At 71.1% G+C, this 17,969-nt stretch carries 20 protein-coding genes and 1 tRNA gene; 5 read left to right on the top strand and 16 right to left on the bottom strand.

Annotated features, from left to right (window positions below; genetic code table 11):
* Positions 1-3: 3 nt before the first annotated feature.
* The 3 genes from AB0I71_RS00860 to AB0I71_RS00850 are packed head-to-tail and all read right to left on the bottom strand — an operon-like array spanning position 4 to position 2,146.
* Complete coding sequence (locus AB0I71_RS00860; protein ID WP_357581160.1) at positions 4-1,101, bottom strand: glycosyltransferase family 9 protein; 1,098 nt, start codon at positions 1,099-1,101, stop codon at positions 4-6.
* Between the two features lie 8 nt (positions 1,102-1,109).
* Positions 1,110-1,643, bottom strand: coding sequence for an Hsp20/alpha crystallin family protein (locus AB0I71_RS00855; RefSeq protein WP_357581159.1), 534 nt, complete (start codon positions 1,641-1,643; stop codon positions 1,110-1,112).
* Positions 1,640-2,146 carry a DUF2231 domain-containing protein gene (locus AB0I71_RS00850; RefSeq protein WP_357581158.1) on the bottom strand — a complete coding sequence of 169 codons (507 nt, stop codon included), beginning with the start codon at positions 2,144-2,146 and terminating at the stop codon, positions 1,640-1,642. Before AB0I71_RS00850 ends, AB0I71_RS00855 begins: the two co-directional genes overlap by 4 nt.
* Positions 2,147-2,297: 151 nt before the next feature.
* Between AB0I71_RS00850 and AB0I71_RS00845 the strand changes: the two genes are divergently transcribed.
* The gene (locus AB0I71_RS00845) at positions 2,298-2,915 is read left to right on the top strand and encodes a pyridoxamine 5'-phosphate oxidase family protein (protein ID WP_357581157.1); all 618 of its coding nucleotides are present in this window, start codon (positions 2,298-2,300) and stop codon (positions 2,913-2,915) included.
* 62 nt (positions 2,916-2,977) lie between these two features.
* On the opposite strand, the gene AB0I71_RS00840 is transcribed toward AB0I71_RS00845, so the two are convergent.
* The 4 genes from AB0I71_RS00840 to AB0I71_RS00825 form a co-directional block, all read right to left on the bottom strand.
* The gene (locus tag AB0I71_RS00840; protein ID WP_357581156.1) at positions 2,978-3,388 is read right to left on the bottom strand and encodes a VOC family protein; all 411 of its coding nucleotides are present in this window, start codon (positions 3,386-3,388) and stop codon (positions 2,978-2,980) included.
* Positions 3,389-3,501: 113 nt separating this feature from the next.
* A complete protein-coding gene (locus AB0I71_RS00835) occupies positions 3,502-4,185 on the bottom strand; it encodes a GPP34 family phosphoprotein (RefSeq protein WP_357581155.1) in 684 nt (227 codons plus the stop codon).
* 85 nt (positions 4,186-4,270) lie between these two features.
* Positions 4,271-4,990, bottom strand: coding sequence for an ABC transporter permease (locus tag AB0I71_RS00830; protein ID WP_357581154.1), 720 nt, complete (start codon positions 4,988-4,990; stop codon positions 4,271-4,273).
* Positions 4,991-5,016: 26 nt separating this feature from the next.
* Entirely contained in the window at positions 5,017-5,898 is an 882-nt protein-coding gene (locus AB0I71_RS00825) for an ABC transporter ATP-binding protein (protein ID WP_357581153.1), read from the bottom strand.
* Positions 5,899-6,006: 108 nt separating this feature from the next.
* Between AB0I71_RS00825 and AB0I71_RS00820 the strand changes: the two genes are divergently transcribed.
* From AB0I71_RS00820 to AB0I71_RS00810, 3 genes are read left to right on the top strand one after another with little or no spacing between them, the layout of a single operon-like run.
* Complete coding sequence (locus AB0I71_RS00820) at positions 6,007-7,161, top strand: histidine kinase (protein ID WP_357581152.1); 1,155 nt, start codon at positions 6,007-6,009, stop codon at positions 7,159-7,161.
* Positions 7,158-7,760 carry a response regulator transcription factor gene (locus tag AB0I71_RS00815; RefSeq protein WP_357581151.1) on the top strand — a complete coding sequence of 201 codons (603 nt, stop codon included), beginning with the start codon at positions 7,158-7,160 and terminating at the stop codon, positions 7,758-7,760. Before AB0I71_RS00820 ends, AB0I71_RS00815 begins: the two co-directional genes overlap by 4 nt.
* Before the next feature lie 28 nt (positions 7,761-7,788).
* Complete coding sequence (locus AB0I71_RS00810) at positions 7,789-8,178, top strand: DUF4260 domain-containing protein (protein WP_357581150.1); 390 nt, start codon at positions 7,789-7,791, stop codon at positions 8,176-8,178.
* A 68-nt stretch (positions 8,179-8,246) separates the two neighbouring features.
* Here the strand turns inward: AB0I71_RS00810 and AB0I71_RS00805 are convergent, their stop codons facing one another.
* From AB0I71_RS00805 to AB0I71_RS00795, 3 genes are all read right to left on the bottom strand, one after another.
* Positions 8,247-8,885 (bottom strand): hypothetical protein, encoded by a 639-nt coding sequence (locus tag AB0I71_RS00805; protein WP_357581149.1) that lies wholly within the window; start codon positions 8,883-8,885, stop codon positions 8,247-8,249.
* On the bottom strand, positions 8,885-9,400 hold the full coding sequence (locus AB0I71_RS00800; protein ID WP_357581148.1) for a SigE family RNA polymerase sigma factor: 516 nt from the start codon (positions 9,398-9,400) through the stop codon (positions 8,885-8,887). The genes AB0I71_RS00805 and AB0I71_RS00800 overlap by 1 nt, the downstream gene beginning before the upstream one ends.
* Before the next feature lie 296 nt (positions 9,401-9,696).
* A tRNA-Thr gene (locus AB0I71_RS00795) sits at positions 9,697-9,769 on the bottom strand.
* Positions 9,770-9,896: 127 nt separating this feature from the next.
* Between AB0I71_RS00795 and AB0I71_RS00790 the strand changes: the two genes are divergently transcribed.
* Positions 9,897-11,684 carry a metallophosphoesterase gene (locus AB0I71_RS00790; protein WP_357581147.1) on the top strand — a complete coding sequence of 596 codons (1,788 nt, stop codon included), beginning with the start codon at positions 9,897-9,899 and terminating at the stop codon, positions 11,682-11,684.
* A 71-nt stretch (positions 11,685-11,755) separates the two neighbouring features.
* On the opposite strand, the gene ricT is transcribed toward AB0I71_RS00790, so the two are convergent.
* The 6 genes from ricT to tmk form a co-directional block, all read right to left on the bottom strand.
* Complete coding sequence (ricT, locus tag AB0I71_RS00785; RefSeq protein WP_357581146.1) at positions 11,756-12,604, bottom strand: regulatory iron-sulfur-containing complex subunit RicT; 849 nt, start codon at positions 12,602-12,604, stop codon at positions 11,756-11,758.
* Positions 12,605-13,040: 436 nt separating this feature from the next.
* Positions 13,041-13,736, bottom strand: a complete 696-nt coding sequence (locus AB0I71_RS00780) for a hypothetical protein (protein ID WP_357581145.1) — start codon at positions 13,734-13,736, stop codon at positions 13,041-13,043.
* Complete coding sequence (locus tag AB0I71_RS00775; RefSeq protein WP_357581144.1) at positions 13,736-14,041, bottom strand: type VII secretion target; 306 nt, start codon at positions 14,039-14,041, stop codon at positions 13,736-13,738. The genes AB0I71_RS00780 and AB0I71_RS00775 overlap by 1 nt, the downstream gene beginning before the upstream one ends.
* Position 14,042: 1 nt before the next feature.
* Entirely contained in the window at positions 14,043-14,372 is a 330-nt protein-coding gene (locus AB0I71_RS00770) for a YbaB/EbfC family nucleoid-associated protein (RefSeq protein WP_093404078.1), read from the bottom strand.
* 144 nt (positions 14,373-14,516) lie between these two features.
* Positions 14,517-15,731, bottom strand: a complete 1,215-nt coding sequence (locus AB0I71_RS00765; protein WP_357581143.1) for a DNA polymerase III subunit delta' — start codon at positions 15,729-15,731, stop codon at positions 14,517-14,519.
* Positions 15,731-17,827, bottom strand: coding sequence for a dTMP kinase (gene tmk, locus AB0I71_RS00760; protein ID WP_357581601.1), 2,097 nt, complete (start codon positions 17,825-17,827; stop codon positions 15,731-15,733). Before tmk ends, AB0I71_RS00765 begins: the two co-directional genes overlap by 1 nt.
* Positions 17,828-17,969 lie beyond the last annotated feature (142 nt).

The following is a 17,969-nucleotide window of genomic DNA, read 5'->3' as shown; positions in this document are numbered from 1 at the left end:
CTCTCAGCGGAACAGCAGCTCGCGGGCGGCTTCGAGCACCTCGTCCAGCGGAACGTCGGTGACGAAGGAGTCGCGGTGCGGGCAGTCGCCGTCGCCCGGACGGTGCGGGTAGATGCCGGGGGTGCAGTCCACGCCGCAGACCGGGCAGTGCACAGTCCACGAGGTGATCGGCCGGTGCCGCCCCCGCAGCACGGGAGCTGTGGTGATCAGGTTGCCGACCCAGAAGATGCCGACGGTGGGGGTACCGACGGCGGCGGCCAGGTGCAGTGGGCCGGTGTCGTTGGAGACGACAAGCTCGCAGCCGGCGTAACAGCCGGCCAGCCCGCCCAGACCGAGGGTGCCCACCTGCGGCCGGACCGGCACACCGGCGGCGGCGACCACCTGGTCGACCACGTCCTGCTCGGCGGGGGTGCCGGTGACCAGTACCTCGTACCCGTCGGTGTGCAGCGTCCGGGCCACCTGCCCGAAGCGGTCGGCGGGCCAGCGACGGCGGGTGTCGGTCGCCCCGGGATGCAACGCCACCCGGGGACGTTCCGGCTCGCCGAGCACGCTCCGCGCCTCGGCCCGGTCGGAATCGGTGACCGTCAGGGCCGGGGTGATCGTGGTGGCCGGAGCACCCACAAGCGCCACCGCCTCCAGGTAGCGGATCACCTCATGCTGGTAGTAGACGTAGCGCAGCCAGCGGTCGAGCGGCGGGGCGTCCTCGGCCCGCAGGCCGGCGGTGACCCGGGCACCGAGCGCGGCCACCAGCGGGTTGGAGTTGGCACCGCCGCCGTGCAGTTGCAGCGCCACGTCGAAGCGTTCCGCGCGGGCAGCGGCCAGGAAGTCGACAATGCTGGTCTCGGGCTCGCCAGCGGTCGCCGTGCGGATCCCCGGTGCGGGCGGCACCACAAGTACCCGGTCGACCGGGCCCGGCCGGTCGCGCCACAGCTGCGCGTGCCAGGGCGCGCCGAGCAGCACGATCTCCGCCTGCGGATACGCGGCCCGCAGCGCCTCGAGCGCGGGCAGCACGAAGATGAAATCACCTAGCGCGTTGGCGCGCAGCACGGCGATCCGGGCCACGTCGGGCACCCGGTCGGCGGCCTCTTCCAGCAGGGCCACCGGGTCCGCTACCGGTCGGAATCGCCGGTGGCGACGTCCGGCTGGTGCAGTTCCCGATCGGCCGCCGGGTCGACGCTGCTCGGCACCCCACCGGAAGGGCCGGCCGACCGCGGACCGGTACGACCGACGGTGATGGTGCGCGGTTCGGGCCGGTTCGCCCGGGGCAGCCGCACCCGCAGCAGACCGTGGTCCATCAACGCGTCGATGGTCTCGGGGTCCACCCGCGACGGCAGCTGCACCCGGTACTCGAAGCCCCGGGTCTCGAACCCGCCGGGAATCCCATGGTCGGCGTTGACCTCGGCCTCCGTCCGCGCCCGTACGCACAGCTCGCGGTCGTCAAGTTCCACCGCGACCTCCTCCGGGGCGACGCCGGGCAGCCGGACGACCACCTCCCAACCGTCGCTGGTCTCGCCCAGCTCCACCTCGGGCGGCCCCGGTCGACCACCGACCAGGCGGCTCAACTCGGCCCGCAGCGACTGCAACTCGCCCATCGGGTCCCAGCCCTGCTGACCGCCCCGCCAACCGCGTCCCGGCCTGGTCATCGCGCATCTCCCATCCGTTGACTGGCGGCCGCCGGCCGCAAGGAACTCGGCGCGTCAAGGCCCGCGTCCCGGTCGACGCCGACGCCGAGCCGGTCGACGAGTTCACCGCCCAGCCAGCCGCCGATTCCGAGGATGCCGAGCGCCACCACCTCGATGGCGATCAGCGCCCCGCCCGCGCCCCGCGAGTCGGCGTTGAGGCGCACCACCCAGACGGCGGCGAAGAGCAGGATCACCGCGACGTTCGCGGCGGCGTGGGTCAGCGCCACCCGCTTGGCGCGGGTACCGGACGGGATGGCCAGCAGGTCGAACGTCCCGGCCGCCGCGGCCAGCAGGCCACCGATCAGGCCGACGGTGAGATTCCAGTACGCCACCTCGCCGAGGAAGTCCGGCCCGCCGACCGTGTCGACGACGTCGAAGAGCACGGCGGTGACGAGCAGGGCGAACGGAAACATCACAAGCATCGGATGGACGGGATGACCCAGGATCTTGAGCCGACTCTCCATCTCCGGGCCTCCACTGCTGTCCGAGGGCGCTCGTTGGGCCGGTACCCCGGTCACCGAGGGACAAACCTCGCGGGCGGGCGCGACTAGACTGACCGTGGCGGTTTCCCGCCCGGGTGCCGCCACCACGGTCAACTCCACGGGGAGGCACCCAGTGACGGTGGAGATCACATCCGCAGCCGAATTGACCGAGCTGCTCGGCACCCCCGCCCCCCGCGCGGTCGCCAAGGAGCGCACCCGGCTGCACGAGCGTGACCGGCAGTGGCTCGCCGCCTCGCCGTTCTGCCTGGTGGCCACCGCCGGAGCGGACGGCAGCTGCGACGTCTCCCCGAAGGGCGACCCCGCCGGTTTCGCCCTGGTGCTCGACGACCGGACCATCGCCATTCCGGAGCGCCCCGGTAACAAGCGGGCCGACGGCTACCGCAACATCCTGGCGAATCCGCACGTCGGCCTGATCTTCTTCATTCCCGGGCGCACCGACACCCTGCGGATCAACGGCCGGGCACGGCTGCTGCGTGACGCACAGTGGTTCGACGAGATGACGGTCAAGGGGCACCGTCCGGTGCTCGCCGTGGTGGTCGAGATCGAGCAGATCTTCTACCACTGCGCGAAGGCGTTCCTCCGGTCACAGCTGTGGCAGCCGGAGACCTGGCCGCAGGACCCGCTGCCCAGCCGGGCTCGGCTGATCAAGGAGGTCGAGGCTCCGGCGGAGACCCTCGCCGACCTCGAACGTCACTACGGCCCCCAGTACGCCGCCACCCTCTACACCTGACCCGCTCGCTCCTTCGGCGACGGTGCTGGTGCCTGCCCTACCGCCACCGCGAGATCCTCCGGTCAGGTGGTGGGCGGGGCGACGGCGACCATCCAGAGGTGACCGTCGGGGTCGGCGAAGGTGCCCGCGTACCCCCAGGGCTGCTGGCCTGGTTCGGTGACCACCTCCGCGCCGGCGGCCCGGGCCTGCTCGATCAGCGCGTCCACCTCGTCCGGACCCGTGACGGTCAGGCCGAGCACGCACTCGCTGTGCCGTGAGTCGGCCACCTCCCGACCACCGAGCACCCAGCCGAACCCGCCGGTGGGCACCAGCATCAACCGCAGCCCGCCGTTGACCTCGAACTGCAACGGCTCGGGCAGCCCGTCCTCGGCCAGCTCACCGACGCTGGCCAGACCGAGCGCGGCCCGGTAGAAGTCGTGGGAGACCTGTCGGTCGGCGATCGGCAGGCTGACGACAACCGGCGCAAAGTGCACAGGGACCTCCGGTGAGTTGTGGGTTCGCCATCGAACGCTCGCAACCTAACGCTGCCGTCCGACAGACAGCCCCCAACCCGCTGCCGGCGCGGGCCGGCGCCTGGACAGACGTCCTAGCTTCGGGGGATCACCGTGGTGGTGACGATGACACTGTTGACGACGGTCGCGGTCATGGTCCGGGTCACGGCTTCCGCTGCGGCGCCGGCTCCCCAGTTGCCCTGCTCAAGTTCCTTGGCACGGGTGATCACGGGTGAGGTCCAGGGAATGTCGCGGTAGAACTGGGGCAGGGTTCCGCTGCCTGACAGCAGCGCCGCGAGCGCGGCGACCCGGGTCGACGGTTCCGCGCCGTCCACGAGGACCTGCCGGACCTCCTCCAGCAGGCGCGTGCGGCGTCCGTTGCCACCGTCGCGCAGCGCTGTCGTACGGAACAGGCCGAGCATCCTGCGATCCTCTCGGGTGATGTCGCCGCGTTCGATGAGCCGCTCCAACACCGGCTTGCGCAGCTCGGGACCGATCGCGGCGAGCACCGTCTGCACGCCTCGGGGTTTCTCGGAGACGTAGTCCCACGCCGATCGGAGCAGGTCATCCGACGGTGCATGACCCTCGACGATCTTCACCTTGCGCCGGTCCGCCATTGTCACCTGATCGTTGAGCGCGAGATCCGCGAGTACGGCCCCCGCGAGGACGTAGAAGAGGGTGTTCTCTCCGGCGATGGTGCCCGACCTCGGCTGGAACAGCAGGAGCAGCAGGTCCTCCACCAGAGTCGGGGCTCCGGGTGGCGTCGTCTCGGCGGTCACGGTCACTCCTTCGTCGTACGTCTCTTCGGGCCGTGTGCATCTGGTCGAACGGACGGTCGGGTTCAAAGGCAGCGCGCTTGCCGCCTCAGCGGCGGGGTTCCCAGCTGAACAGGCGGCTGGCCAGCACGACGGCGACGATCACCCAGCCCAGCGTCGGTGCCAGCAGGAGCAGGGAGTCGGTCAGGGCGACGCCGCCGTTCCAGGCGTTCATCACCATCTCGGTGGCGGAACCACCGGGCAGCAGCCGCTTGAGCAGGGCGAGGTTCTCGGTGCCGCTGATACCCACCCAGCTGGCCACGCCGATCACGCCGAGGGTGACGGGCAGGGTGGTGACCTGGGCGTGCTCGGGTGAGTTCGTCAGGCCGGCGGTGGCCAGCCCCAGGCCGAGCAGCATGGCCACGGTCGCGACGATCGCCACCACCAGCAGGGGAATGTTGGCCGGACCGCCGGCAACCATGGCCAGCGCGGTCAGGATCGCGGCCACCTGCACCACGGCGACAACGGTGGCGGGTAGCAGCAGGCCGGCGAGGATGCCGGTGTCCCCGATGGCCGTGGAGCGCAGCCGTTTGAGGAAGAGGTTCTGTCGCCGGGACGCCAAGGTGGTCACGGTCGTGGCGTAGAGCCCGAACGCGGCCACGGTGAACAGCACGATCGCCGCGATGTAGCCGAGGCTGCCGAGGGCCGCGAAGGTCTCGTGCTGGCGGACGAAGTACCCGGAAACGACCACCGGGATGATGAAGCTGGTGACCAGCACCAGCCGGTTCCGGAAGATCTGGATCAACTCGCTGAAGGCGATGGGGAACACGGAAGAATTTCCTCTCGGGGAACGAGTCAGCTGCTGATGGCGCGGAAGACGTTGTCGAGGCGGGTCGGCCCGGCTTCCAGGTCCCGCAGCTCGACGGCGTGGTCCTGCGCCCAGGAGAGCAGGATGTGCAGGTCCTTCTGCAGGCCGAAGGTCTCGATCGCGACCTTGCCGCCGCCGTTCGTGACGGCCTGCAACGGCAGCGCCGGTGCCGTCGGCGGCAGCGAGAAGCGGATGACCGCCGGGAGCGTGCGGGTCAGCTCGGAGACCGTGCCCTCCCGGTGGAAGGTGCCCTCGTGCATCAGCCCGATCCGGTCGGCGCGCTGCTGCGCCTCCTCCAGGTAGTGCGTGGTGAGCACGATTGTCGCGCCGTTCTCGCGGAGCCGGTCCACGGTCGTCCACAGGTGGTCGCGCGACTGGACGTCCAGGCCGGTGGTCGGTTCGTCGAGGAAGATCAGCTCCGGGGTGCCGTAGACGGCGGTGGCGAAGTCCAGCCGCCGCTTCTCCCCGCCGGAGAGCTGGGACACCTTCCGGCCGGCCTTGCTGGTGAGGTCGACGACGTCGAGCACCCGGTCGACGTCGTCGGTCCGCCGGGTGAGGGTGCCGATCAGGCGGACCGACTCGCGGACCGTCAGATCCGGGGAGAAACCACTCTCCTGGAGCATGATCCCCATTCGGGGACGGACCACCCGGCGGTCACCGGGTTGGTGGCCGAACACACGTACGGTGCCGGAGGTCGGCGCCCGGTGTCCCTCGATGGTCTCCAGGGTCGAGGTCTTTCCCGCCCCGTTCGTGCCGAGCAGTGCATACAGTTCCCCACGCCGGACCTCGAAGGAAAGGTCCTTCACGGCGTGGAAGTCGCCGTACCTGACATTGAGACGTTCGACTTCGATCACTGGTGTCGTGGACATGTCCCAATGACAGCAGCGGCCGATCCAATCGGTCAGGGTCGCCATGTCACGACCACGTATGACGTGGTGTCACTGCTCGCCCCGCCTGGACGTGGGAATACTGGCTGGGTGACCGCGAGATCGCCGGGCTTCACCAAGACGACGCAGAAGCGCCTGCGCCGGATCAATCTCCTGACGTCACTCCCGCCCGTCGTGTTCGCCGCGGTGGTTCTCCTGGCCACCGACGCGCACACCTGGTGGCATCTCATCGTCCTGGTCCCGGGTGCCGTCGCGGCGGTGGTGGCCTTCGAACGCTGGACCGCGGACGACCTCGCTCGGGTCGCCCTGCCCTGCCTGATCGTCGCGGCTGCGGTGTGGCCGCTCGGGGTGCTGCTGACCGGCAGCCCCAACGCCTACTGGGGCGTCTGCGCCGTAGGGTCCCTCGCGCTACGCCAGGTACGGCGCCGTCGGACGCTGGTGGCGGTCGGGCTGTTCAGCTACGTCGCCGCCATCGGTGCGACGCGGCTTCTGGTGCAGCAGGACGACGTACGCGGCGTCCTGATCACCTACGTTCTCGTCCCGACGGTCCTCACCGTCGTGGTGACCGTCCTGACCGTCATCGGCGAGCGCTTCTACGATCTCATCCGGGAACTCGATCATGCCCGGGAGCGGGAAGCAGAGCTCGCGGTCATCCGCGAACGCGTCCGCTTCGCCAGCGACCTGCACGACATCCAGGGCCACACCCTGCACGTGGTCAAGTTGAAGATCGCGCTGGCGCAGAAGCTGGTGCTCCGCGACGCCGATCGAGCCGAGAAGGAACTGCGGGAGACATACGCTCTGGTGAGCGACACCATCACCCAGACCAAAGAGCTGGCGTACGCGCAGCGCCGGCTCAACCTCTCGGCGGAACTCGAAAATGCGAAGAACCTGTTCGAGGCGGCGGGCATCCGGGTGCGGGTGACCCGGGAGGCCGAGGTGGACGCGCGGAGCAGCGAACTGCTCGGCCAGGTCCTGCGCGAGACCACGACGAACATCCTGCGGCACGCACAGGCCACCCAGGTGCAGATCACGCTCTCCGAATCCGGCATCGCCATCGTCAACGACGGCGTGACCGGCGATACGCTTCCCGACCTCAGAGGGTTGTCCGTCCTCAGACAACGGGTGGCCGGCGACGGCGGCGAGCTGACCGTGGAACAGCAGGACGGACGCTTCCGCACGGCCGCGAGGTTCCCACCCGCTCGTGCCGCCGCGTCCCCCGGCACGCAGCGGAAGGATGACCGATGACCGCCATCGTGCTCGCCGACGACGAGGCCCTGCTCCGCAAGGCGCTGGCCGCGCTGCTTCCGCTCGAAGGCGACATCACAGTCCTCGCCGAGGCGTCCGACGGCGACACCGCCGTCGAGGCGACCCTGCGACACCAGCCTGACGTGTTGGTCATCGACCTGGAGATGCCCGGCGTGGACGGTCTCGGCGCCATCGCGCAGATCCGCCGCGTCCGGCCGGAGCAGGTGGTCCTCATGCTGACCCGGCACGCGCGGCCCGGCGTGCTGCGCAAGGCACTGAAACTCGGCGTGCAGGGCTTCGTCAGCAAGTCGGCGGAGCCGGCCCACATCGCCTCGGTGATCACCACCCTGCACGAGGGCAAACGCTGGATCGACCCGGACGTCTCCGCGCTCGCCATCGTCGACGACTGCCCACTGACCGAGCGCGAACTCGACGTGTTGCGGGTGACAAGCGAGGGCTACTCGGTCGCCGACATCGCCGCCCGGCTGCACCTCGCGCAGGGCACCGTACGCAACTACCTCTCCAACGCGATGCAGAAGACCCAGACCCACACCCGCCACGAAGCCGCGCGCTACGCCCGCGAGCACGACTGGCTGTAACTCAGATCGCCACCCTGGGAGTTGTCGCATGAACCCGGTCCAGACGCAGCGCATCGAAGGCGTCGTCGTGGCGGCCTTCGCCATCGTGGTGACCGTCTCCGTCGGGTACGCATGGTGGTGGTTGCTCGCCCTCTTCCTGGTCTTCGACCTGTCGATGGTCGGCTATCTGCGCGGCCCGAGGGTGGGTGCCTTCTGCTACAACCTGGGGCACTCCTACGCGCTGCCGGCGTTGCTCGGCATGATTGCGGTGGCCTTCGCCGCGTTCCGTGACCCGATCGACTGGCTCGGCATTCTCGCCATCGCCTGGGCGTTCCACATCGCCGTCGACCGCGCCCTCGGCTACGGCCTCAAGACCACCGAGGGGTTCGAACACACCCACCTCGGCTCGATCGGCAAGACCAAGCGGTCCGCCGGCTAATCAGCTCGGCGGCCGTCCCGCCTCGCCCGCCGCGCACCTTGAGCAGGTGGGCGGCGGGCGACGGACCTTCAGCCGACGATGCGTTCGACCCCCGGCTGGACGTGGATGCCGTCGGCGAACTCGATGATGTCCTGCTGGGTCCAGCCGCGGGCGTCCCAGATCTGCACCAGCATCCAGACGCCGTCCGGCTGCTTGACCCACAGGTTCTTGCCGCCTTGAGTGCCATCGGCGGTATTGAGCACGCCAGGCTTGCCGCCGACCTCAAGTTGCGTACCGGTCGGGGTGGAGCGGTCGCTCGCCGACTGCAACATGATGCCGATCTTGCCGACGAACGCCAGTGGGTTCTTGTCCGCCGCGTTCTTCGGAGCGATCGTCAGCTCGCTGGTGGTGCCGCCCTGGATCTCCCAGCCCGCTGGGACTTTGTCGATCGTGAAGCCTTGAGGCTGCTCGCCCTCGTAGGCCACGAGGCGGGTAGCCGCGGCTTGGGCCGGCGCGTTGTTGGGAGTGGTGGTGGTCGGGCCAGCCTGGGTGCCGTAGGTGACGGCGACGGCCAGCGCGACGAGCGCGAAGGCTGAGGTACCGAGCGCGCGGGCGGACCGGCGGCGGCGCAGCGCCCGGCGGCCCCGGGCCAGGTCGGCGTCGGCCTCGGCGGCCGACGGCTCGGCGACTGGGCCGGCGATTCGGTCGAGCCGGTCGTGCAGATCCATCATCGGGTGACTCCCGTCAGGGGATACTGGGCAAGGGCGGCCCGCAACCGGTCCAGGGCGCGGGCGGTCTGGCTTTTCACCGTTCCCTCGGAGCAGCCGAGGGCGTCGGCGGTGTCGGCTACGGAAAGGTCGTAGAAGTAGCGGAAAACCACTGCGGCGCGCATCTTTGGTGGCAGGTCCCGAAGGGCCGCGCGCAGGCCGTCGTCGAGATCGCCGCCGCTGCCCGGTTCGGCTCGGGAACGGTCCGGAAGTTCCGCCACCGAGCGTTCGTGCCGGCGCCACCACCTACGGCGTTCGTCGGTGAGCGCGTTGACCAGGGTCCGGCGCAGGTAGCCCTCGATGTTGTCCGCCCGCTGGACCGCCGGCCAGGCGACGTACAGCTTGGTCAGCGTGGACTGGACCAGATCCTCGGCCAGATGCGCGTCACCACCGGTCAGCAGCGTCGCCGTTCGTACCAGCCCGGAACGCCGGCTGAGGACGAAGCTGTGGAACTGCTCGTCACGGTCACGTCTCACACACGCTCTCCTTCACTCTCACAGCCCCCTGACGATTCGCGAGCCAGCGGGGTTGCATGGCGGAGAATGAATGCCCCAATGGTTTGTCGCCCGGTCCGGCAGTGCCTCGGAGCCCGTTGCTCGACTGACGGTTCCGGATGGCGTCCACAGCGTGTGCGGAGTTGCTCGCGTCGTCGGGGTCGAGCCGGCACGCCCACAGGAATGCCTCGGCCGCGCCGAACAGGTCCCCCTCGCGGTGAGGTCGTCGACCTTCGGAAACGGCGAAGCCCAGGTCGATGACCTGGGCTTCTTTACCGAGCCGCCTGACGGAATCGAACCGTCGACCTACGCATTACGAGTGCGTCGCTCTGCCGACTGAGCTAAGGCGGCAACGGTGCTCAAGTGTACGGTACGCGCCGCTCCCGGGCCGAGCGGGATTGCCCCCGAGGCGAACGAACCGGGCACCGGGGCGTTTCCGGGGTCGTCGGGTCACCCGGGCCGCACTACGCTGCGGCGAATGACCGACGATCACACCTCTCGCGACGAACCGGTCGATGTCGGGCCGACCTCCAGCGGCCGGCCCCAACCGCCCGGGGCGTACGCCGAGGAGGCGGCCGGTGGCCGGGCGTCGCGGCGGCCCCGCAGCACCGATCGGCTGGAGCTGGGCTTCACGCCCCGCAAGCCGGTGCCGTGGCTCGCGCCGTTCCTGCTGATCAGCACCGGCCTGCGGACGCTGCTGGCGATGCTGTTCGGTGCGTACCTGGACAAGCGGGAACTCCAGAAGGCGCTGGACGCGGAGATCGCCCGGCAGGTGGGACCGGACGGTGGGCTCTGGCTCGACTACGTGGCCGACCTGGGTGACGGGTTCAACGCCACCTATTCCGTCGCCTACCTGCTCGCCCAGCGGGAGATCACCGTGGACGGGCACCGGCTGCCCCGGGCGCAGACCCTGGTGATGGGTGGCGACCAGGTCTACCCGTCGGCGGAGTACGAGGCGTACGAGGACCGGTGCAAGGGGCCGTACCAGGCGGCGCTGCCGGCCACCCCACCGGAGCAGCCGACGATCTTCGCGGTGCCCGGCAACCACGACTGGTACGACGGGCTGACGGCGTTCCTGCGCCTGTTCGTCCGTACCCGGGACCGGCATTTCGGCGGCTGGCGTACCGGGCAGTCCCGGTCGTACTTCGCCGCCGAACTACCGGCCGACTGGTGGCTGCTCGGTCTCGACGACCAGTCCGGCTCGTACGTCGACGACCCGCAGCTCACCTACTTCGACGCGGTGGCGAAGCGGCTCGGGCCGCAGAGCCGGGTGATCCTGGCGGTGCCGGCGCCGGCCTGGGTGAAGGCCGTCGACCAGCCCACCGCGTACGACTCGATCGACTACTTCATCCGGACCATCGTCGCGCCCACCGGCGCCCGGGTCCGCCTGCTGATCTCCGGCGACCTGCACCACTACGCGCGCTACACCGGGCCGGACGGGCGGCAGCTGGTCACCTGCGGCAGCGGCGGTGCCTACCTGTACCCGACGCACAAGCTGCCCGAGCGCATCGAGGTGCCGCCACGCGACACCCTGGCCCGACGGTCCAGCCCGTCCCGCGCGTACGAACTGGCCGGCCGCTACCCCGACGCCGCCCGCTCCCGCCGGTACGGCTGGGGGATCTTCGCCCGACTGCCGCGTCGTAACCCGGGCTTCTCGACCTTGCTGGGCGTCCTGCAGACCCTGCTGATGCTCTCCATGGCCGGCGTGACCGACTTCCGTTCCGAGGCTTCGGAACAACGGCTGTTCAGCGTGCCGCTGGTGATGATGGTGCTGGTGACGGTGCTCGGGGCGGCGATGTTCGCGAAACCGCCGAGTTCCAGCGGCAAACGCCACGCCCGGCACTGGATCCTCGGCGTCGGGCACGGGTTGGCGCACGTCGGGTTGGCTGCCGCCGGCACCTGGGCCTGGCTGGCCCTGCCGTTCCACGACTGGTCGTGGCCGTTGCCGGCGGTGGCCGCGGCAGTGGTCTACCTGCCGGTGATCGGGCTGGTGGCCAGCCAGTTGGTGGCCGCGTACCTGCTGCTCGCGAGCGCTTTCGGGGTCAACGTCAACGAGCTGTTCGCCGGGCAGGGTATCGAGGACGCCAAGGGCTTCGTCAGGATGCGCATCGATCCCGGCGGCACGCTCACCCTCTACCCGATCGCCGTCGACCGGGTCGCCCGCGACTGGCGGATCAACCCCGACCAGTCCCCCGACTCCTCCTGGCTGACCCCCACCACCCCCCTGACCCCCCGCCTGGCCGAACCTCCCATCACCCTCACCTGACCACCCGACCCACAGCGTTGATCATGAAGTTTTGTCCTCGGCACGGCGTGTGCGGGACAACAACTTCATGATCAGCTCGGTCCAGGGGTGTAGTGCTGGTCGTGTGCCTGGCGGGGGGCGCAGACGGAGGCGCGGGAGCAGGAGCAGCGGGAGCCGTCGGCGTCCAGACGGACGGTCACCGCGTCTCTCGGGACGCTGTGGCCGACCACCCGGCCGTCCCCTTGCGGCGTGGAGACCCGCGAGCCGACCCCCGGGGCGGACTCCTGGAACTTCTGGTACAGCGGATGTTCGTACTTCAGACAGCACATCAGCCGGCCGCACGCGCCGGAGATGCGCAGCGGGTTGAGCGGCAGATCCTGGTCCTTGGCCATCCGGATGGTGACCGGCTCGAAGTCGTTCAGGAACGTCGCGCAGCACAGATCCCGCCCGCAGGAGCCGATGCCGCCCTGCACCCGCGCGGAGTCGCGGGCCGAGAGCTGACGCAACTCCACCCGGCAGTGCAGGGTCGCGCCCAGATCACGGACCAGCGAGCGGAAGTCCACCCGGTGCGGTGCGGTGAAGTAGATGGTGCTGCGCTCACCGCCACCCTCGCCGTTGCCGAGCACGTGGTCGACCGCGACCACCTTCATCGGCAACCCGTGCTCGCGGATCAGCCGTTTGGCCGCGACCTTCGCCTCGGCCTTGCGCCGCCGCAGCTCCTCGTCGCGACGCAGGTCCTCGTCCTGTGCCAGCCCCGCCAGCCGGGGGAAGCCCGCCGTCTCCTCGGTGACCCACTGCGCCGCCCACACGCACTCCGCCACCTCGGGACCGTCATCGGTGGGCACCAGCACCTTGTCGCCCACCTGCGGTCGCAACTCACCGGGGTTTAGATAGTAGAGGCGCCCGTACCGCTGGAAACTGACCGCGCAGAGCATGCCCATTCCCTCACCCTACGTCGCGCGGGGCGGATCGCCCCCCGGACTCCGCCTCGGCTCGACCGAGCACGTCGACGCCCGCCCTGACCGCGCAGCCATCCACGATTGTCGACTCGACCGACCCCCATCCCGGCTACCGGTACGACGATGCCGCCCGGACGGCTGAAACCTGCGTCGCAGGCGGGACAAGACCGGATTGAACGCGTTGAGTGGGAAGCAGACCTGCGGGGGGTGCAGGGAAGGTCACGGCGTCGCTGACGGCCACCCGGGAGGGTGCCCGCGAGCGGCGCCGTGCGCCCTGTGGGCCAGCCCGCGCTTCAGCAGGCTCGGCCGAGCGAGCCGAGCCCGAGCCTGCTGAGCCCGAGCAAGCCGAGCCCGATCGAGCTGAGACCGAGCGAGCCGGGGCCCGGCCGGGCAGCGTCCTGCGAAGCGCGGCCTGGCGTCACCAACCGACGCGGGTCGTCCGGCCGCCCGCCGGGCCGGTGTCCGGGCGGAACCGCCCGCCGCCCGGTCGCCACGGCGACTCGGCCAGGCTCGGTGACCACTGCCGCAACAGGGTCTCCGCTCCGTCGTACGCGACGCAGAGCACCGCCAGCACCCGGGCGCCGATCTCGGCGGCGGCCGCACCCGACCCGGACGTCCCGGCGTCCGACGTCATCCGGCGGACCGAGGTGGCGGCGACGACGGCCACCGCCTCGGTCGAGCCGATCACCTCGGCAAGTGCCCGGGCGACGGCGAGCCGGCTGCCCTCCACCCAGTCGGCGAGCGCGTCGGCGTAGCCGGCGGTGGCTTCCAGCCGCCCGACCAGGCTCTCCGGGCCCTCGTCCAGATGTCGCAACAGCATCGCCCGGGACTGGCCGTACGCCATGGCGGCTGAACCGGACCAGAGCACCGGGTCGGTGAGCGCGGCGCAGGCGTGGTCGTAGCCGTGCACGTGCCGGCGCACGGCGTGCCCGGCGGTGGCCAGCGGCCCAGGCCGCAGGTCGAGGAAGCCGCGCAGCGCGTCACCCGGCAGCACCTGCATCCGGCGCAACAGCGGCCAGACCCGGTGCCCCTCGGGCGCACCGGCCGCGAGCAGCGTGTCGACCCGACCCAGCAGGTCGAGGCCGGGCTCGGTGAGCCGGTCGAGGAAATCCATCACGCCTCACCGGCGAGCCGGCGGGAGACGGCGGAGTCGGTGTCGGAGTAGCGGTCGGCCGCCTCGCGCAGTGCGGCGGCCACGGACGCCACCTGGGCGGCGGCGGCGTGCGCCTCCCGGGCCCGATCGCCGGTCGCGGCCACCCACTGCCGGTGCAGCGCCCGACCCACCTCACCGGGCCGACCCGGTGCGTCGGCGCCGAACGCCACCTGCGCCGGGTCGCCGGCGGTGACCGATCGGGAGAGCGCGGTAAGCGTGGCGCTCGCCTCGTCGAGGCGGCCGGCCAAGATACGAAGGCTGTCCATCTCAGGCCCCCGTCAGCGGTCGGTAGGCGGTGAAGGTCTCGTTGTGCAGCTTTTCCCTCGCCCATTCCGCAGCGTCGGCGGCGGCGGTGACCGCAGCCCGCACCGAGTCGGCCACGTCACGCGGTGCCCGGGTGTGCAGGGGACCGAGGAACCGCACGTCGGTGATCCGGCCGCCGGCGGTGACCACCACCTCGACCAGGCCGTCCGGTGAGCGGACAGTGACCTCGACCGTCGCCACGGCCTGGTCGAACTCGGCCTGGAGAGACTCGATGCGGCGGTAGCGCCGGACCGCCTCCTCAATCCATGCCTCGTCGATCTCACCCCGCGGCATCGCCGGACTCCTCCCGGTTTCATCACTGTGCGTGCCGCTACCGTCACCACGGCACACCGGACCGTACCGCACGCGAATTGCGCCTGTCGATGGCTGTGGGCAACGGTCCGGCTACAGGCGGCCGGGGACGCCGAGTGGCGGCGGTCAGCCCTTCCAGAGGGCGAGCATCATCGCCTCGACGGCGATCCGGGGCTTGACGTTGGCCTCGATCGCGGCGCGACAGGTGAGCACCGCCTCCAGGCGCCGCAGCGACCCCTCCGCCTGCCAGCTACGGGCGCCCGCCCGGGCCAGCTCGGCGGTGTCGGAGTGCACCGGCGACACCGGCGCGCCCAGCGCCATGGTCAACGCGTCCCGGTAGAAGGCGGCGAGATCCACCAGGGCCCGGTCCAGCGCGTCCCGCTGGGCCCGGGTCGCCCGCGACTTCTGGCGTCGTTCCAGGTCCTTCAGTTGTCCGGCGGTGCCGCGGGCGGCGCTGGCCGCGCCTCGACCGGTGCCGCCGGCACCGAGCGCGGTCTCCAGCGCCGAGCGCTCCGCCGCGTCGATCTCGGCGACCGACGCCTCGGCCTCCGCCTCGGCGGCCTCGATCAGCGCGGACGCCGCGTCGAAGGCGGCGCCCACCCCGGTGAGTCGACGCGGCACCGCGAGCACCGCCTCCCGGCGGGCACGAGCCTGCGGATCACGGGCCAGCCGGCGAGCCCGCCCCACATGGCCCTGCGTTGCGGCGGCCGTCCAGCGGGCCACGTCGGGGGCGATCCCGTCCCGACGGACGAGCACCTCGGCCACCGCCTCGGCCGCCGGTTGCCGCAGCGGTACCACCCGGCACCGCGACCGGATGGTCACCGAGATGTCGTCCGGGTGGGTGGACGGCGCACAGAGCAGGAAGACGGTACGCGGCGGAGGCTCCTCCACCGCCTTGAGCAGCGCGTTTCCGGCCGCCTCGGTCAGCCGGTCGGCGTCCTCAATGATGACGACCTGCCAACGCCCGCCGGACGGCGTGCTGGCCGCGCGGAGCACCAGGGCCCGCATTTCGTTCACCCCGATGGAAAGGCCCTCGGGCACCACCAGCCGGACGTCGGCATGGGTGCCGGCCAGGGTGGTGTGGCAGCCGGGGCACTCACCGCAGCCGGTGCCGGACACGCACTGGAGCGCGGCGGCGAAGGCCCGCGCCGCGACCGACCGGCCCGAGCCGGGCGGGCCGGTGAAGATCCATGCGTGGGTCATCCCCCCGCCCGGGTCGGCACCCGTGGCCACCTCGGGCTCGCCGGTGGCGCGCAGCACGGCGACGGCAGCGGCGGCGGCCCGACGAAGCGTCTCCACCGCCTCGTCCTGCCCGACCAGGTCGGCAAAGACGTCCGGCATCAGGTCCGCTCCGTCGTCACCAGCTCCGACGGGGATAACTCGGGCTGCACCGAGGTGTCCGGACCGTGCGCCGGGCCCGGGTGTTCGACCCCGTCCGGGCTGCCGAGCAGTTCCTCCACCCGGCGGGCGACCCGCTCGGCGATCTCCTCGGCCGGGCGGGCGGCGTCAAGCACCAGGTAGCGCTTGGGGTCGGCGGCAGCCAGGTCGAGGAAGGCGTAGCGGACCCGGTCGTGGAAGGTGATCGATTCGGCCTCCAGACGGTCGGCGCTCTCCGCGCGGGCGGCGACCCGGGACAGCCCGGTACGCGGATCGACGTCGAGCAGCACCACCAGATCGGGCTTGAGCCCGCCGGTTGCCCAGGAGGAGAGCCAGGACACCTCGTCGACCGGCAGCGTCCGACCGGCCCCCTGGTAGGCCAGGGACGAGTCGACGTACCTGTCGCTGATCACCACGGCCCCCCGGGTCAGGGCGGGCCTGACCACGGTGGCCACATGATGTGCCCGGTCGGCGGCGTAGAGCAGCGCCTCGGCGCGCGGGGATGGCGCTTCGTCGGTCGAGGTGTCGAGCACCAGCGACCTGATCCGGGCCCCGATGCCTGTGGCACCCGGCTCCCGGGTGACCACCACGTCCCGTCCCTGGCCGCGTAGCAGTTCGGCCAGCTCGCCGAGCTGGGTCGACTTGCCGGCACCCTCGCCGCCCTCGAAGACCACGAAGAGTCCGGCGGAGACGAACGGCTCGGCCGGCATCAGCGGACGGCCCCGGATCGACCCCCACAGGTCGGCCAGGACCGGCACGCCCTTCTTGTCGTCCATCTGCCCGAAGGCGCTGATCCCGGCGAAGATTCCGGCCGCTCCGGCGGCGAGCAGCAGCAGTCGGGTGGAGGAGACGGAGATGCCGAGGTCGGCGATGGTGAGTGTGCGGGAGCCACCGACACCGGCCAGCAGGCTCCCGAGCGCGATCGCCAGGATCAGCACGAGCCGGGTGCCGATCTGGACCACGGCGAAGACCCGGCCGCGTACCTCGTCGGCGACCTCGCCGCCGAGCAGGGTGGTGCCGGAGAGGAAGGCCATCCCGGCACCGGCCCCGACGAAGACCGCACCGACAAGCGCCATGGACAGGTGGATGGCGAAGGCCAGCGTCATCACCGAGGCGCTGGCCAGCACGATGCTCATGCCGAACCAGCGGCGTCGGGACATCTCCCGCACGATCATCGGCCCGAGCCCGATGCCGATCGCCAGGCCGATGAAGATCGCGCCGAACAGCAGGTAGAACGCGGCGTCACCGGCGCCCAGCGAGTCGGCGAAGAAGCGGGCGGTACCGATGACGATGCCACCGCCGGCGAAGGCACCGAGGATGCCGAGGACCAGTCCGCGTACCAGTGGGGTCTGCCCGATGAACCGCCAGCCTTCGGTGAACTGGCGCATCATGCTCTGCTCGGTGCGGTCCCGTTCGTCGGTCTGTCCCTGGCTGATCTCCTTGATGCCGAAGGCCACCACGATGGCGGTGGCGAGCCGGGAGAACGCGTTGAACCAGAGCGCGAGCTGGGCCGGCTGGGCCCAGTCCGGCATCTCGCCGCCGGTGGCGCCCCGGACGATGCCGTCGCCCGAGGCGAGCAGGATCGCGGCGGCGACCGGGGTCAGGCCGTACGTGGTGATCAGGGTGAGCTGGTTGGCCGACTCCAGCCGGGCCCGTGGGATGAGGTTCGGTACCGCGGCTTCCTTGGCCGGGATCCAGAGCAGGGTGACCGTCTCGATCAGGAAGGTGGCGATCGCCGCCCAACTGACCACCCGCGCGCCACTGGCCCCGGTAAGCGCGTAGAGCGGAATGGAGGCGAAGAGCACGAAGCGCAGCAGGTCACAGATGACCATCGTCCAGCGTCTGTCGAACCGGTCGGCGAGCACTCCGGCGACCGGGCCGAGCAGCAGGGCGGGTAACAGCCGAATGGCGATCACGCCACCGAAGGCCGCGCCCTTGGCGGTGCTTCCCTCCACCTGGGCGGCGGCGAAGACGCTCGTGGCGAGCAGGCCGAGCCAGTCACCGAAGGAGGCCGCGCCGAGCACGATCCAGAGCCGGCGGAACGGCCGGATACGCAGCACCGAGCGGATCGCACCGTACCCGGTCAGGTCGGGTTTGCCGCTCGGTCCGCCCGACGGGCTCTGCGTCCCCGCCTTGCCGGGCTGGTTCGTGGCGCCACCGGACTGGCCGGTCGCGTCGCGGCCGGCTGGGCCGGCGGGCTGT

It is taken from the genome of Micromonospora sp. NPDC049891 (assembly GCF_040660295.1).
GTDB lineage: Bacteria > Actinomycetota > Actinomycetes > Mycobacteriales > Micromonosporaceae > Micromonospora.
This window is presented reverse-complemented; position numbering and strand designations above follow the sequence as displayed.

Coding starts and splice junctions, on each gene's coding strand:
- AB0I71_RS00855 (WP_357581159.1), bottom strand. CDS start 1,643: ATGACCAGGCCGGGACGCGGTTGGCGGGGCGGTCAGCAGGGCTGGGAC.
- AB0I71_RS00810 (WP_357581150.1), top strand. CDS start 7,789: ATGAACCCGGTCCAGACGCAGCGCATCGAAGGCGTCGTCGTGGCGGCC.
- ricT (WP_357581146.1), bottom strand. CDS start 12,604: ATGGGCATGCTCTGCGCGGTCAGTTTCCAGCGGTACGGGCGCCTCTAC.
- AB0I71_RS00775 (WP_357581144.1), bottom strand. CDS start 14,041: ATGGACAGCCTTCGTATCTTGGCCGGCCGCCTCGACGAGGCGAGCGCC.
- AB0I71_RS00790 (WP_357581147.1), top strand. CDS start 9,897: ATGACCGACGATCACACCTCTCGCGACGAACCGGTCGATGTCGGGCCG.
- AB0I71_RS00780 (WP_357581145.1), bottom strand. CDS start 13,736: ATGGATTTCCTCGACCGGCTCACCGAGCCCGGCCTCGACCTGCTGGGT.
- AB0I71_RS00765 (WP_357581143.1), bottom strand. CDS start 15,731: ATGCCGGACGTCTTTGCCGACCTGGTCGGGCAGGACGAGGCGGTGGAG.
- AB0I71_RS00815 (WP_357581151.1), top strand. CDS start 7,158: ATGACCGCCATCGTGCTCGCCGACGACGAGGCCCTGCTCCGCAAGGCG.
- AB0I71_RS00805 (WP_357581149.1), bottom strand. CDS start 8,885: ATGGATCTGCACGACCGGCTCGACCGAATCGCCGGCCCAGTCGCCGAG.
- AB0I71_RS00850 (WP_357581158.1), bottom strand. CDS start 2,146: ATGGAGAGTCGGCTCAAGATCCTGGGTCATCCCGTCCATCCGATGCTT.
- AB0I71_RS00825 (WP_357581153.1), bottom strand. CDS start 5,898: ATGTCCACGACACCAGTGATCGAAGTCGAACGTCTCAATGTCAGGTAC.
- AB0I71_RS00770 (WP_093404078.1), bottom strand. CDS start 14,372: ATGCCGCGGGGTGAGATCGACGAGGCATGGATTGAGGAGGCGGTCCGG.